Raw genomic sequence first — 13,603 nt, 5'->3', positions numbered from 1 at the left:
CACGGTCTGTTCAGTCCTCGGTCGGGGTGGCCTTGTCCGTCTTGGTCCGGGTCTCTTTCTTGCGCAGCAGGAACACCGCGCCGCCGCCGACCACGACCAGGGCGATCGCAAGGCCGGCTATCAGAGGCGTGGCATTCGAGCTGCCGGTCTCCGCGAGGTCGCCGTCCTCGGACCTGCCACCCGCCGTCGCGGGCCTCGGCTGGGGCGCGGGCTGCGCCTTGCCGCCGACGCCGACCGCGGCGGCGGCCTCGGTCTTGCAGTCGAGCACCCCCTTGAAACGCTTCCCGAAGCCGCCGGGCCCGGTGATCATGAAGTCGTAGGCCTGGTCCTCCTGGAGCGGAATCGTCACCGTCCGTGCCTCACCGGCCTTGATGGTGTGCTTGGCGCCCATCAGGCTGAAGGTGAACGGCGCGTCTCCCTTGTTGCTCGCCGTGATGTCCACGCCGCGCTCGGCGCAGTTCTTCTCCGCGGACAGCGCCGGTATCGGGCCCTTCTTCGCCCAGTGCGCGGTGGCCGTCGCGGACACCGTCGACTCGCTGGAGCCCGCGAGGATCTGCGTCTGGCTCCTGGTCTCGGAGGTGAAGGCCCGCCCGACCGGCACGGTCGTCGACGCCTGCACCTCCAGCGAGGCCATGCCGTCCGGCGCGCCCTTGGGGACGGCGAAGTACAGCTTGCCGCCGTCGGACGCCGACTTCACCGGCTTGCCGTCCTTGCCGACGACCTTCACTCCGCTCGCCGAGTCGGCGGGCGGAGTGACCGTCACGCTGCCCGCGTCCGTCCGCACGGTCACCGGACCGAGCCGCTCCCCCGCGCGCCCGGACACGGCGGGCGGCTCCAGGGTCAGCGACGCCTTCGGCTCGGGGCTCCTGCGGGCGCTGCGCTCCAGATAGTCCGCGAGCTTCTCGGCCCGCGGGTCCACAGCCTCCACCTCGACCTTGGCAGCGCGATCGGCGTCGCGCGGCTTCTTGGCCTTCGCTGCCTGGGTGACCTTCTCGACTGTCCCCGCCCGGTCGGCTTTCCCGGCCCTCTCGGCCTTCCCTGTCTTCTCGGTCTTGTCTGTCTTCTCGGTCTTCCCCGGCCGCTCCGAGTAGCGCCAGATCGCGACCTGGGTGCCCGCCGCGGCCGTCTCCTCGGTGAGCGAGCCCGCGCCCGCCTTGCGGGCCAGCTCCGCCAGGTCGTTCACCTGCGGGTAGGAGTGCTGGAGGATCCAGCGGATCTTGCCCGCGTCCCGGTTGGCGTGCAGGGACGTGCCGCGCCAAGGGGTCTCCTTGTACTGCGCGTCCTTCTGCGTGGGGTTGTGGAGGTCGACGCAGTACGTCTGGAGGGTGCCGCCGTTGTCCACGGACATCTCGAAGAGGCCCGCGGGGACGCGCCGGCTGCCGCCGTCCTCGCGGATGACGGCCTGGCCGTAGGTCGTCAGGCCGTCCAGGGTGGCGGTGGCCCCGCCTCGGTACGGCGGCGCGTCGGTCGCCACGGCCGCCGCCGCGGTGGCTGTGGCGCCCGCCGAGACGAGCCCGGACGCGACCAGCGCCGCGGCGAGGCGCGCGGCACCCCGACCTCGTATGGACAACGCAGCAAACACAGAATTCCCCTCCGGGCGGGACCGATTCACGTGGGGGGACGGGTCCCGCCAGCAGACTCAAGCGAGCAGAGTCACCTGCCGAGCACTCCACTCGGGCATCAACTGCCCACGGAGCCACGCCCGGCATCCTAAGGACGCGACGCATCGCCGTTCCCAGTACGACCGTCCGACGAACGATCCGAATCGGAATCGTTATCGGCCATGGCCCTGTTGAGCTGGGCTTATCGATAAATCCATGGTTCCGTTCCGTCAACTTCACGGCGGCTCGGAGGGCGTTGGGCCGCTCCTGGGGCGCTTCAGCCCACGGCGGCCGGCTGCGGGCGGGTGTCGACCGCGGCTCCGGGTGTCGCTTCGGCTTCGGCCGTCGTGTCCTTCGCCCTTCCGGCTGCCGTGGCCGCCGCCGTGGCGCTCATCGGCTCGGCGCCCTCGGCTGCCCCTTCCACGGGCGTCTCCCAGGCCGGTTCCCGTTCCATCGGCGCCTGGGACGGTGGCTTGCCGCGGCGGAACGCGGACGTCCCCCGTGTCAGGTCGTGGCCGATCGCGTGCGCGTCGATGTCGACCGACAGCCAGTGCTGGCCGCCGCGCTCCTCGTCCTTGACCTTCAACCTGCCTTGCACGATGACCTGTTCGCCGAGCGACAGCGAACTCTGCACATTTACTCCGAGGGACCGGCGGGCCCAGACCGTGAAGAAATTGGTGTGGCCGTCCACCCACTCGCTCCGCGCGCGGTCGAAGTGACGGGGTGTCACCGCGATGCGGAAGCGTGTCACCGGGCCGGACGGCAGCTCCCGGAACACCGGCGTCGTCGCCACCCGCCCCACCACCGTGATCGTCGTGTCGTTCATCATCTGGCCCCTCCCTCGCACACCGCGCGCGGGTCTCTCCCGCGTCGGCGGCGGTCGCGATGACCGCGGATCCAGATTGCGCCGATCCGGCCCGGCTCGCTGAGCGCTGTGTCGTACCCACCGGTTGTGGATAACTCCGTCACCCGACGGAGGCCCTCCCCTTCTCGCGGCGCCGCCCGCGCACCATCGGCGCCGACCGGACCATCCGCGCCACCCGCTCCGTCGGCGCCGCGCCGCCCACCCGCGCGCCGCCACCCGCCCGCACCGCCGCCTCCCACGACGCCCGCGCCGCCGCGCTGCCGCGCCGCCGCGGCAGCGCCCTCACCCCCGCTGCGCCACCCGCACGTACTGCTCCCGCACCTCCCGGTACCGCAGCAGCTCCGCCGCCACCGGGTCGAGCACCCGCGCCCGGCCGCACCCCGACGCCGCCTCCCTCAGCCGGCGCTCCGCCTCGAAGCCGTACCGGCGCGCGGGCCCGCGTGCCGCCATCCGGCTCAGCCACTCCACGCCGGGGCCGCCCAGGACACCCGCGAGCATCAGCAGCACGGGCACGCCCAGGTTCGGCGTCGCGATCCCCACGATCTGCGCCACCAGCCAGAGCCCGCCGACGACCTGGAGCAGCGTCATCACCGCCTGCGCGAACACCGCGACCGGCCACCAGCCGGGCCTGGGCGGGCGCCCCTGTGGCAGCCCGGCCCGCACGGCCAGCTCGTCGAGCGCCTCGGGCAGCCCCTGGGCGCCGCGCGCCGCCGCCTCCCGCACGGCCTGCCCCCAGGGCGTCGGCAGCCCCGTCGCCGCTTCGTCGGCCACCGTGCGCACGGCGTGCTCCACGCGCGCGCGTGCCGTGGCTTCCTCGTCGACGGGGGCGTGCGTCACGGGCGCGACGGTCGAGCCGAAGGGCGAGCGGCGCGCCTCGTACCAGCGCCACAGCCGCAGCCAGGGCGTGCCGCACGCCCTGTTGGCGTGCCTGCGCCAGGCGCGCTCGGCGGCCTGGCCCACGGCCGTGGCCCCTACCGCCTCCGCGAGCCGGTCGGCGAACTCCTCGCGGGCCTCCTCGCTGAGCCCGACCCGCCCGCGCCCCACGGCGGGCCCCGCGTCGGCGGCGTACACCGGGCGCAGGCGTGCGGCCGCCGCGTCCAGGTCCGCCTCCACACGGCGCACTGCGGCCCGCCGCTCGCGGGTGAACTGCCCGAGCGCCTCGCGCAGCTCGCCGACGCCGTCGCCGGTCAGCGCGGACAGGGCGAGCACCGTGGCGCCCGGTTCGCCGTGCTCGCCGAGTGCGATGCCGTCCTCGTCGAGCAGCCTGCGCAGATCGTCGAGCACCTGGTCGGCGGCCTCCCCGGGAAGCCGGTCCGTCTGGTTGAGGACCACGAACATGACCTCGGCGTGGCCCGCCATGGGCCGTAGATAGCGCTCGTGCAGGACCGCGTCGGCGTACTTCTCCGGGTCGACGACCCAGATGACGGCGTCCACGAGCCTCAGGATGCGGTCCACGTGCCGACGGTGGTCCTCGGCCGCCGAGTCGTGGTCGGGCAGGTCGACGAGGACGAGGCCCTCCAGGGACTGCGCGTCGGTGCCCTGGAGGGGCCTTCTGCGCAGCCGCCCCGGGATGCCGAGCCGGTCGAACAGGCCCGCCGCTCCGTCCGTCCAGCTGCACCCGATGGGCGCGGCCGTGGTCGGCCTGCGGACGCCGGTCTCGGAGATCATCACGCCCGCGAGCGCGTTGAACAGGGTGGACTTGCCGCTTCCGGTGGCCCCGGCGATGGCGACGACGGTGTGCCGCTCGGACAGCCGCCGCCGGGCCGCGGCCTCGTCGAGGACACGGCCGGCCTCGGCGAGCGTCGCGCTGTCGAGCCGCGTCCTGGAGAGCCCGATCAGCTCCCGCAACGCGTCGAGCCGGGTACGCAGCGACCCTTCGTAGAGGGCGGTCGCCTCAGCGGTGGCCTCGTAGGGCCCGTCGTTCTCGTAGCCGGAGGGCTTCTCGAAGGCCGAGGACTTCTCGTAGCCGGAGGCCTTCTCGTACGAGGAGGAGTTCTCGTACGCGGACGATCCTCTGCCTCCTGTCGCGCCGCGATCCCCGGTCTTCGTAGAGGCCCCGCACGCCGAATCGTCGTCCCCGGGGGAGCCGTTTCCGTCGGCGTCGGAGGCCCGCCGGGCGATGAGGCCGTCGTCCCAGATGCCATCGCCCTCCCGCGCGCGGGAGGGCGGGTCCTCGGGCCGGTCGGCGTGGTCGGTGTGATCCGTGACGGCGGTCACCGCGGTCACCTCTCCTTCTGCAGTACGGACAGCGCGGCGATGAGTTCGGCCTGGGGTTCGGGGTGGACGCCGAGCGCGTCGAGGGGGGCGAGACGCCGCTCCCGTTCCGCGCCGAGGACGGTGTCCAGGTACTCGGTGAGCAGCCGGCCGCCGCGGTCGCGCAGGCGCAGCGCGCTGTGGGCGCCGACGCGTTCGGCGAGGGACTCCCCGGCGGAACGCGCCCTGCGCCCGCCCAGCAGGGCCGTGGCGAGCAGCGCGGTGAGCACGTCGGGGTCCGGCGGGGCGCTCTTGTCGACGCGGTCGAGCACGCGGACCTCGTCCTCCACGTGCTCCTCCAGGACGCGCTGCCAGCGGCGTACGGCCATCCCGATGCGGTGCTCCGCGCCGTCGTCGCGCCTTCGGGCGAGGCTCGGGAGCCCGGCGGCGGGTTCGCGGCGCCAGGCCTCCTCCACGCGCTCGTCGGCGGCGGTGACGGCGCACACCAGGAGCGTCTCCAGACCGGCCGAGACGGCGTCCAGAAGCTCTCTGGGGCCGCAGTCGAGCGGATAGGCCCGCCAGCGCTTCAGCGCGTCTCCGGCGAGCACGGCGCCCTCCTGGAGCCGTTCCCGTACGCGCGCGTGCTCGCTGCCGTACGCCTCGTCGACGGAGGCGGTGAGCCGCAGGGCCGCCGCGTGCTGGGCGGCGACGGCCCCCGCGAGTTCGGGCATGCGGGAGTTCAGCGAACGGAGCACTCCGTGGGCCGTGCGGGCGATCGCCCGCTCCCGGGAGGCGGTGTCCTGCACACGGTCGGCGAGCCAGGCGAGGAGCGGCGCCACGGCGGTCGCGGGCAGCAGCCCGCCGCCGCCCGTGGACTCGGGCAGCTCGGGCACGGTGAAGCGCGGCACGTCGCCGAGGCCCGCCTTGGTGAGCAGCGCCTCGTACTGCCGGGACACCTCGGTGACGACCTGGTGCGGCACCCGGTCGAGGACCGTGACGAGGGTGGCGTCGTGCTCCTTGGCGGTACGCAGCAGGTGCCAGGGCACGGCGTCGGCGTACCGGGCGGCCGTCGTGACGGTGACCCACACGTCGGCGGCGCAGATCAGCTCGGCGGCGAGGGCACGGTTGTCGGCGAGGAGGGAGTCGATGTCGGGCGCGTCCAGGAGGGCGAGTCCTCTGGGGAGGGTGTCGGCGGTCTCCACCCGCAGCACCCGGTCGCTCTCGCCCTCCTTCGCGCCCTCCTCGCCCTCCGGCAGGGGCACCCACACGCGCGTGAAGTCCGGCAGCACTCTCATGCCCGCGAACCAGTGATGGTCCTCCGGATGGCAGACGAGTACCGGTGTGCGCGTCGTCGGCCGCAGCACGCCCGCTTCGCTGACCTGACGCCCCACCAGGGAATTCACGAGCGTCGACTTCCCGGCTCCCGTGGACCCGCCGACGACGGCGAGCAACGGTGCTTCGGGGGCCCTGAGCCGGGGCACCAGATAGTCGTCGAGCTGGGCAAGAAGCTCGTCACGGTTGGCACGCGCGCGTGGCGCCCCCGCCAGGGGGAGCGGAAAGCGTGCGGCGGCGACACGCTCACGCAGGGTGGAAAGCGCGTCAAGCAGTTGAGGCCGTACGTCCAAGGTCACCACATGCGAAGAATGCCCAATTTTGGTGGCTTTCTGAAGCATATGGGCATGCCTGCGCGCCGATCGGACACACGTGACGGAAGGGACGAGTGGGGCACAGGCATAACGAGTGCACAACACCCGGGGCGCAAGGCGCCAAAAGCGCTGCGAGATTCGCACCTGCCTGCGATTATCAGGACCGCTTCACCGAACCTCCACATCGCGGTGCGGAGGTGAAGCACCAGGGACAAGGACCCGGGAGCCCTATCCTTGTCCCCGGCAAGGTCACGGACCGGCCCCACACCGGGCTCCAGGCCACCGGCCACCACCCGGCCCCCGTAGCTCAGTGGATAGAGCAGGCGCCTTCTAAGCGCTTGGCCGCAGGTTCGAGTCCTGCCGGGGGCGCACCTCATCGGCCTTCCTTCGGGGAGGCCTTTTCGCTGGGCTCCCAGCGGAAGGGCTCACTGGCGACAGGGCCCCCGGGCAGAGGCCCCGGCGACAGGGCCCCCGGGCAGAGGCCCCGGCGACAGGACTCCCCCGGCAGGGACCCCGGCGCCGGGACTCCCCCGGCAGGGGCTCCCCGCCCTCAGGCCCCGTCCGGCCCGGCCCCCCGCCCCCGGACAAGCCCCCCAAGCACCACCGCATTGCACCACCCCGCCACCACCACGCCGGCGGTGAAGAGGGACGGGCTCAGCCACGTCAGCGAGGAGTTTTCCGTCGGCAGGGACGCCAGGAAGGCGAGGAGGCCGAGCGGTGCTGTGGCGAGGAACGGGTAGAAGCCGGTGAGGCCCGGGTCCGGGCCCGTGGCCCAGGCGCCCAGATAGAGAGCCAGGGCCGCCGCCACCACGGCGAGGTAGGCACGCGCGAGCCACGTGTCCGTGGCGCGCGTGAGCAGTCGGCGCGGGCGGGAGGGGTGCGGCATCGCGGGTCCTTGGGCTCGGTCCGGGTCGGCGAGCCCCACTGTGGCCCGGCGGCCCGGCCCGGGCATGAGTACGCGTACTCATGGGCGCGAGGGCCGCCACACACCCGCCCCCGCCCGATTCACGCGGCCGGACGCGCCACCCGCTCCTCGGCCTCCCTCGCGGCGGGCACCTCCACCTCCACTGCCACCTGGCGCCCGCGGCCCGCCAAGCGGCAGCCCACGCAGCCCGCGTGGCCCTCGCGTGCGCTGCGGTCGCGGAGCCGCATGGGCCGCTGGGAGGCCGGTCTCGGGCCCGGGGCCTTGCCCCAGCCCGCCAGGTGCAGGACCCAGGTGACCAGCAGCGCGAGGGCCATCACCCCGAGTCCCAGCCAGATTCCGGGGCGCCAGCCGGTGATGCCCACCCCCGCGATCAGCGCCCCCGCCGTGCCGACCGCGCAGCCGGTCCAGCCGGCGATCGTGTGGCCGTCGTCGTGCGTACTCACGTGTCGTGCCCTCCCCGTACTCGCCGGTGGCACGGCCTGGCCGCGCCACCGGCGTCAGACGTAAGATGCCTTAGCAAGTAAGCAATTTATCTTACGTACTAAGGGATTTCAATGGAGGGCAAGCCCCGCCCCAGCGCGTCCGCTCAGGACGTGGTCAACGCGGTGGACGACCTCGTCGCGACGAGCGTCGTCGGCCAGCAGGAGTTCGCGCGGAACCTGGGCCTGTCCGTCACGGACCTGATCTGCTTCGCGTACGTCCTCCAGGCCGGGGACGACTCGGTCACCGCGGGGGAACTCGCCACCCGCGCCCACGTCACGACAGGCGCGGTGACGGGGATCCTCAACCGCCTGGAGCGCGGCGGGTTCGTGACCCGGCGGCCGGACCCCGCCGACCGGCGCCGGGTGCGCGTCGTCGCCGTACCGGCCGCGGCCGAGCGCGTGCGGGAGATCTACGAGCCGTACTACGCGCGCCTCATGGCGCTGTTCGACGACTTCACGCCGGACGAGATCGCGGTGATCGCCGCCTGGTCCGCGCGCGCGAGCGCCGTCGCGCGCACGTATCTGGAGGAGTCCTGCGACTAGGGAGCCCTCAGCCGCGGTAGAGCGCCTCGATCTCCTGCTCGTACGCCTGCTCCACCGCCCGGCGCTTGATCTTCAGGGACGGGGTGAGCAGGCCGTTCTCCTCGCTGAACTCCCCCTCCACGACCGCGAAGCGACGGATGGACTCGGCACGCGACACCGCCTCGTTGGCGTGGTCCACGGCCTTCTGGAGGTCCGCGAGGAGCTGCGGGTCGCGGCACAGCTCGGCAGGCGGCGTGTCCGCGGGGCGCTTGCGGACGGCCAGCCAGTGCGCCACGGCCTCCGGTTCGAGGGTGAGGAGCGCGGCGACGTACGAGCGGTTGTCGCCGACGACGATGCACTGGCCGACTAGGGGGCGGCTGCGCAGCCGGTCCTCCAGGACGGCGGGCGAGACGTTCTTGCCGCCGCTGGTGACGATGATGTCCTTCTTGCGGCCGGTGATGGTGAGGTAGCCGTCCTCGTCGAGGGCGCCCAGGTCGCCGGTGGCGAGCCAGCCGCCGGTGAGGACGGCGTCGGTGGCCTCCGGGTCGTTCCAGTACGAGGTGAAGACGATGCCGCCCTTGATGAGCACCTCGCCGTCGTCCGCGACGCGCACCGCGGTGCCGGGCACCGGCAGGCCGACCGTGCCGGGGCGGGGCCGCAGCGGTGGGGTGATGGTGGCGGCCGCGGTGGTCTCGGTCAGACCGTAGCCTTCGTAGATGAGGATCCCGGCGGCGTAGAAGAACAGGTTGAGCTGCTTGTCGAGCGGGGAGCCGCCGCTGATGGCGTACCGCAGGCGGCCGCCGACCTCCTTGCGGATGCGCCGGTAGACGAGCAGGTCGTACAGCGCCCAGCCGAGGTAGAGCCCCGCGGACGGGCCGCGTCCGGTGCCGAGGAACCTGGCCAGGTACGCCTCGGCGAAGCGCACGCCGATCCGCTCCGCGCGGTCGAAGGAGGCGCCCCGGCCGATCCGCTCGGCGGTCGCGCGCCCGGTGTCGTGGATCTTCTCGAAGAGGTAGGGCACGCCGACGACGAACGTGGGCCTGAACGCGCGCAGTTCGGGCCGCAGGTCCTCCGGCTTGATGCTCGGACAGTGGCCGAGTTCGATGCGGGCGAGCATGCAGGCGATCTGGATGCTGCGGCCCAGGATGTGGGCGAGGGGCAGGAAGAGCAGCGTGGCGGCCTTCTGGCCCGTGATCGCCTTGAAGACCGGGTGCAGCAGGTCGACGGTGTTGGCCGCCTCGGCGTGCAGGTTGCCGTGGGTGAGGACGCAGCCCTTGGGGCGCCCCGTGGTGCCGGAGGTGTAGCAGATGGTCGCGATGGTCTCGGGGGTGAGGGCGGCGCGCCGCTTGGTGACCTCCTCGTCGCTCACCTCCTGTCCGCGCTCGGCGAGTTCGAGTACCGCGCCGTCGTCGATCGTCCGCACGGACAGGGGCGCGCCGAGGCCCGCGACCGCGTCCCGCGCCGTCGCCGCGTTCTCCGCCGTCTCGGCGAAGAGCAGGCTCACGCCGGAGTCCCGTACGATCCACTCGATCTGCGCGGCCGACGACGTCGCGTAGACGGGCACGGTCTGGCCGCCCGCCGCCCAGACGGCGAAGTCGAGCACCGCCCACTCGTAGCGTGTACGGGACATCAGTGCGACCCTGCCGCCCGGTTCGAGCCCGGCCGCGATCAGGCCCTTCGCGGCGGCGGTGACCTCGCGGGCGAAGGCCGCGGCCGTCACGGGCCGCCACCCGCCCGCCTCCTTGCGGCGCAGCACCACGGCGTCGGGGGCCTCGACGGCGTTGGTGAAGGGGATGTCGGCCGCGCTGCCGTGCGTGGCCTCCGCGGCGAGGGCGGGCGTGCGGGCCTCGCGCACCACGCCGTGCTCGTCCCGGATGAGTTCGACCCGGGCGCGGTCGGCAAGCTCGGGGTGGCGCCGCGCCTTCTTCAAGTCCTTGCGTACGCCCATGACGGCTCCCGGTACGTGTCCGTGGTGCGGGTGCGGGTGCGGATGCGTGCGGTGCGGAGGCGTGCGTACTTACTTGAGGGTCAACTTACCGGCGCGTAGGGAAAGTTCAATGGGTCGCGCAGAAGTCCGGTGAGGGGCGTGGCGGCGGCGCGGCCTCACCACGGACGAGCGGCGTGGCGGCGGCGCGGCCTCACCACGGGCGTGGGGCACGGCCTCACCACGGGCGTGGGGCACGGCCTCACCACGGGCGTGGGGCACGGCCTCACCACGGGCGTGGGGCGCGGCCTCACCACGGACGAGCGGCGTGGCGGCGCGGCCTCAGCCGCGGGCCGGAATCCAGACCTCCCCCTCCAGGACCCGGCCCATCCCGACCCAGACCATGTTCATCAGGCGCAGGGCGACGCCCTCCGGCGACTGGTCCGGGTGCCGGGCCATCCAGTCGGTGAGCGAGTCTGCGGCGCCGACCAGGGCGTGCGCGACGAAATCGGCATCCCTCTCGGTGAGTTGCGAGGACGCCGCACTCTCCTCGATGCCGGCCCGGATCAACTCCGCGACCTGCGCCATCACCGCGCGGCGCGCGTCGGCGACGGCCGCCGCGATGGTCTCGCTCAGCTCCGAGGCCTGGCGGTGGAGCACCACCCAGCTGTCACGGTGCTCGGCGACGAAGGCGAAGAAGGCCAGGAGCCCGGCGTGCAGGCGCGCCTCGGGGGCGCCGCCGCGGGCCGCGCCCTGGAACGCCGCCACCAACCGGTCGGCCTCCCGGCGCAGGCAGGCGAGAAACAGGCCTTCCTTGGAGTCGAGGTAGAGGTACACCATCGGCTTGGAGATCCCGGCGAGTTCGGCGATCTCGTCGACCGACGCGGCGTGATAGCCCCGCTTGGCGAAGACCTGGACCGCCACGTCGATCATCTGCTGCTCGCGCTCCTTGCGCGGAACGCGCCGCCTGCGCGCCTGTGGCGTATCGCCCACCCTTGTCAGCCTCCTTGATCCGGGCCTACCTTACCTCCCAGTAAGTTTACTTCTGAGTAAGGAGCTTGCGATGGGGACGGACAAGGCCGGGGGAACCGGCGAGGCCGGGGGACCGGACAAGGCCGGGGGAATCGCGGGGCTCGACTTCTCCAGCGTCACGCCCGAGGAATTCGCGCGGATCGTGAAGGGCCTCTCCGCCAAGGAGATCACCGCGATCGCCACGGACGCCCCGCTGCGCGCCCGCGTACTGCGGGAGGTGTTCACGCGGATGGAGCGCCAGTTCAGACCCGAGGCGGCGGGCTCCCTGGAGGCACTGATCCGGTGGCAGGTCACGGGCAGCGGGAACGCCGGGAACTCCGGGACCGCAGTGGACGCCGGGGACACGGTGTACGAGACGGACATCGCGGAGGGCGCGTGCGCGGTGCGCGAGGGGCGCTCGGCGGCGAAGCCGCGCGTCACCCTGATCATGGGCGACGCGGAGTTCCTGAAGCTGGTGTCCGGCAACGCGAACCCCGTCACGCTGTTCATGACCCGCAAGCTCAAGGTCGTGGGCGACGTGGCGCTCGCCGCGGGCCTCACCCGCTACTTCGACATCCCCAAGGCCTGAGGGCTCCGCCCTCGCCCCTCCCCGGCCGTTCAAGGCCTCGCTGACCTGCGCCGAAGTACCGTGCATGACATCCTTGCGCGCTCCTGTCCGAAGCCTCGTCCCCTCGGCCGTACCGTACGACTCCCGGCAGCCGTGGCGGGTCGTCGTGTGTGTGCTGCCCGCGCTCGCCGTCCTCTGGGCCGGGTACCAGCGGCGCTGGATGTCCGACGACGGGCACATCTACGTCAGGACCGTCCGGCAGATCCTCGCGGGGCACGGCCCGGTGTTCAACGTGGGCGAGCGCGCCGAGTCCTCCACGGGCACGCTGTGGCAGTGGCTGCTCGTCCTCGCGGGCCTTCCGGGCGCCGACGTCGTGACGGCCGCCGTGTACGGGGGTCTGCTGCTCACGGCGGCCGGGTTCGCGCTCGCCGCGTGGGGAGCCGCGCGGCTGCACACGGGGGCGCCCGGCGGGGCGCTCCTGCCGCTCGGCGCCCTGGTGCCGCTCGCGCTGCCGCCCGTGTGGGACTTCGCCACCTCCGGCCTGGAGACCGGGCTCGCCACCTGCTGGATCGCGGGCGCGTGGCTGTTGCTCGTGATCCGGCCGCGCGCGCTGGTCACGGCGTTCGTCCTCGGGCTCGGCCCGCTCGTGCGGCCCGACCTCGCCCTGGTGTCCGCCGTGTTCCTCGGCGCGCAGTGGCTGAGCGCGCGCCCCTCGCGGCGCGGCGCGCTCGCCGGGGCGGCCGCCGCGGGCGCGCTGCCCGTCGCGTACGAGGTCTTCCGCATGGGCTACTACGGCCACCTCATGCCGCTGCCCGGCGTCACCAAGGAGGCCTCGTCGAGCCTGTGGGGGCGCGGGGCCGCCTACCTCACCGACTTCGCCGGGCCCTACCTGCTGTGGCTGCCCGCCCTGTTCGTGCTCGCCGCCGTGCTGCCCGCGCGGCACGGCGTGCGGACCGCGGCGCGCGTGCCGGTGGTGCCCGCGCTCGCGCCCGTCGTCGCGGGGGTCCTGTGCTGGGCGTACGTCATCAAGGTCGGCGGGGACTTCATGCACGCCCGGATGTTCCTGCCGGGCCTCCTGCTGCTCGTCCTGCCGGTGTTCGTGGTGCCCGCCACGCGCGCGTGGACGCTCGCCGTCGTCGGCGTCGGGGCGTGGGCCCTGGTCTGCGCGGCGTCGCTGCGGATCCCGTACGAGGGTCTGATCGGGCCGCGCGGCATCGCGGACGAGCGCGGCGTGTACGTGCGGCAGAACGCGGCCGCGCACCCGCTGCGGCACACCTTCGCCGGGTTCGGGGGCAACGCCGCGTACGCGCGCGAAGTGCGGGAGGCCTCGCACATCGGGGCGCCCACGCTGTTCCTGGCCCGCACCCGGGTGGAGGGCGCGACGCCGTCCGTGACCGGCGCCTACGCCACCCTCGGGCTCAACGGCACCGTCGTCCCCCTCGACGGTGCCGCCCTCGACCCCATCGGGCTCGGCTACCCGCTGGCCGCCCACTCCGAGCGCATCGCCCACGCGCGCGTGGGCCACGACAAGCGCCTGCCGGACGAGTGGATCGTCGCCGACCGGGGCACGGGCGACCTGCCGCCCGGCATGGACCCGGCGCGGGTGGCCGCCGCCCGCCGCGCCCTGGCCTGCGGCCCCCTCGCCGAACTCCGCGCCGCCACCCGGGAGCCCCTCACGGCGGGGCGCTTCCTGCGCAACGTCGGCGGCGCCCTGGAGCGCACGGCCTTCCGCTTCCCGAACGACCCGGTGCGGGCGGAGCGGGAGCTGTGCGGCTAGGGCCTGTCCGGTGGGTCGGCGTGGAGCAAGGAGCGGCGTCTGGTGCGTGCGATCGCAAGGCGCCGGGATGTCCTCGTAGCGGAGCTACT

At 73.6% G+C, this 13,603-nt stretch carries 11 protein-coding genes and 1 tRNA gene; 4 read left to right on the top strand and 8 right to left on the bottom strand.

Annotated features, from left to right (window positions below; translation table 11 throughout):
• Nucleotides 1-10: 10 nt before the first annotated feature.
• The 4 genes from AC07GB_RS37235 to AC07GB_RS37220 form a co-directional block, all read right to left on the bottom strand.
• Nucleotides 11-1,564 (bottom strand): LAETG motif-containing sortase-dependent surface protein, encoded by a 1,554-nt coding sequence (locus tag AC07GB_RS37235; protein ID WP_478853586.1) that lies wholly within the window; start codon nucleotides 1,562-1,564, stop codon nucleotides 11-13.
• A 314-nt stretch (nucleotides 1,565-1,878) separates the two neighbouring features.
• Nucleotides 1,879-2,430 (bottom strand): single-stranded DNA-binding protein, encoded by a 552-nt coding sequence (locus AC07GB_RS37230; RefSeq protein WP_478853539.1) that lies wholly within the window; start codon nucleotides 2,428-2,430, stop codon nucleotides 1,879-1,881.
• A gap of 318 nt (nucleotides 2,431-2,748) precedes the next feature.
• A complete protein-coding gene (locus tag AC07GB_RS37225; RefSeq protein WP_478853537.1) occupies nucleotides 2,749-4,692 on the bottom strand; it encodes a GTPase in 1,944 nt (647 codons plus the stop codon).
• Complete coding sequence (locus AC07GB_RS37220; protein ID WP_478853535.1) at nucleotides 4,689-6,293, bottom strand: dynamin family protein; 1,605 nt, start codon at nucleotides 6,291-6,293, stop codon at nucleotides 4,689-4,691. Before AC07GB_RS37220 ends, AC07GB_RS37225 begins: the two co-directional genes overlap by 4 nt.
• Nucleotides 6,294-6,601: 308 nt before the next feature.
• Here AC07GB_RS37220 and AC07GB_RS37215 point away from each other — a divergent pair.
• A tRNA-Arg gene (locus AC07GB_RS37215) sits at nucleotides 6,602-6,674 on the top strand.
• Between the two features lie 181 nt (nucleotides 6,675-6,855).
• Here the strand turns inward: AC07GB_RS37215 and AC07GB_RS37210 are convergent.
• The gene (locus AC07GB_RS37210; RefSeq protein ID WP_478853533.1) at nucleotides 6,856-7,191 is read right to left on the bottom strand and encodes an SCO4225 family membrane protein; all 336 of its coding nucleotides are present in this window, start codon (nucleotides 7,189-7,191) and stop codon (nucleotides 6,856-6,858) included.
• A 119-nt stretch (nucleotides 7,192-7,310) separates the two neighbouring features.
• Nucleotides 7,311-7,673, bottom strand: a complete 363-nt coding sequence (locus AC07GB_RS37205; protein WP_478853531.1) for an HGxxPAAW family protein — start codon at nucleotides 7,671-7,673, stop codon at nucleotides 7,311-7,313.
• 111 nt (nucleotides 7,674-7,784) lie between these two features.
• On the opposite strand from AC07GB_RS37205, the gene AC07GB_RS37200 reads away from it, so the two are divergent.
• Complete coding sequence (locus AC07GB_RS37200; RefSeq protein WP_478853529.1) at nucleotides 7,785-8,255, top strand: MarR family transcriptional regulator; 471 nt, start codon at nucleotides 7,785-7,787, stop codon at nucleotides 8,253-8,255.
• Nucleotides 8,256-8,262: 7 nt separating this feature from the next.
• Here the strand turns inward: AC07GB_RS37200 and AC07GB_RS37195 are convergent, their stop codons facing one another.
• Nucleotides 8,263-10,182: an AMP-dependent synthetase/ligase gene (locus AC07GB_RS37195; protein WP_478853527.1), complete on the bottom strand. Its 1,920-nt coding sequence runs from the start codon at nucleotides 10,180-10,182 to the stop codon at nucleotides 8,263-8,265.
• Between the two features lie 318 nt (nucleotides 10,183-10,500).
• Nucleotides 10,501-11,091: a TetR/AcrR family transcriptional regulator gene (locus AC07GB_RS37190; protein ID WP_478853584.1), complete on the bottom strand. Its 591-nt coding sequence runs from the start codon at nucleotides 11,089-11,091 to the stop codon at nucleotides 10,501-10,503.
• A 130-nt stretch (nucleotides 11,092-11,221) separates the two neighbouring features.
• Here AC07GB_RS37190 and AC07GB_RS37185 point away from each other — a divergent pair, with 130 nt between their 5' ends.
• Nucleotides 11,222-11,758, top strand: coding sequence for an SCP2 sterol-binding domain-containing protein (locus AC07GB_RS37185; protein WP_478853525.1), 537 nt, complete (start codon nucleotides 11,222-11,224; stop codon nucleotides 11,756-11,758).
• Nucleotides 11,759-11,822: 64 nt separating this feature from the next.
• On the top strand, nucleotides 11,823-13,514 hold the full coding sequence (locus AC07GB_RS37180) for an arabinofuranosyltransferase AftB family protein (protein WP_478853523.1): 1,692 nt from the start codon (nucleotides 11,823-11,825) through the stop codon (nucleotides 13,512-13,514).
• Nucleotides 13,515-13,603 lie beyond the last annotated feature (89 nt).

Source organism: Streptomyces sp. NPDC045778 (assembly GCF_056431945.1).
The sequence above is the reverse complement of the archived record's forward strand: the minus strand, read 5'-3'. Positions and strand labels throughout refer to the sequence as shown.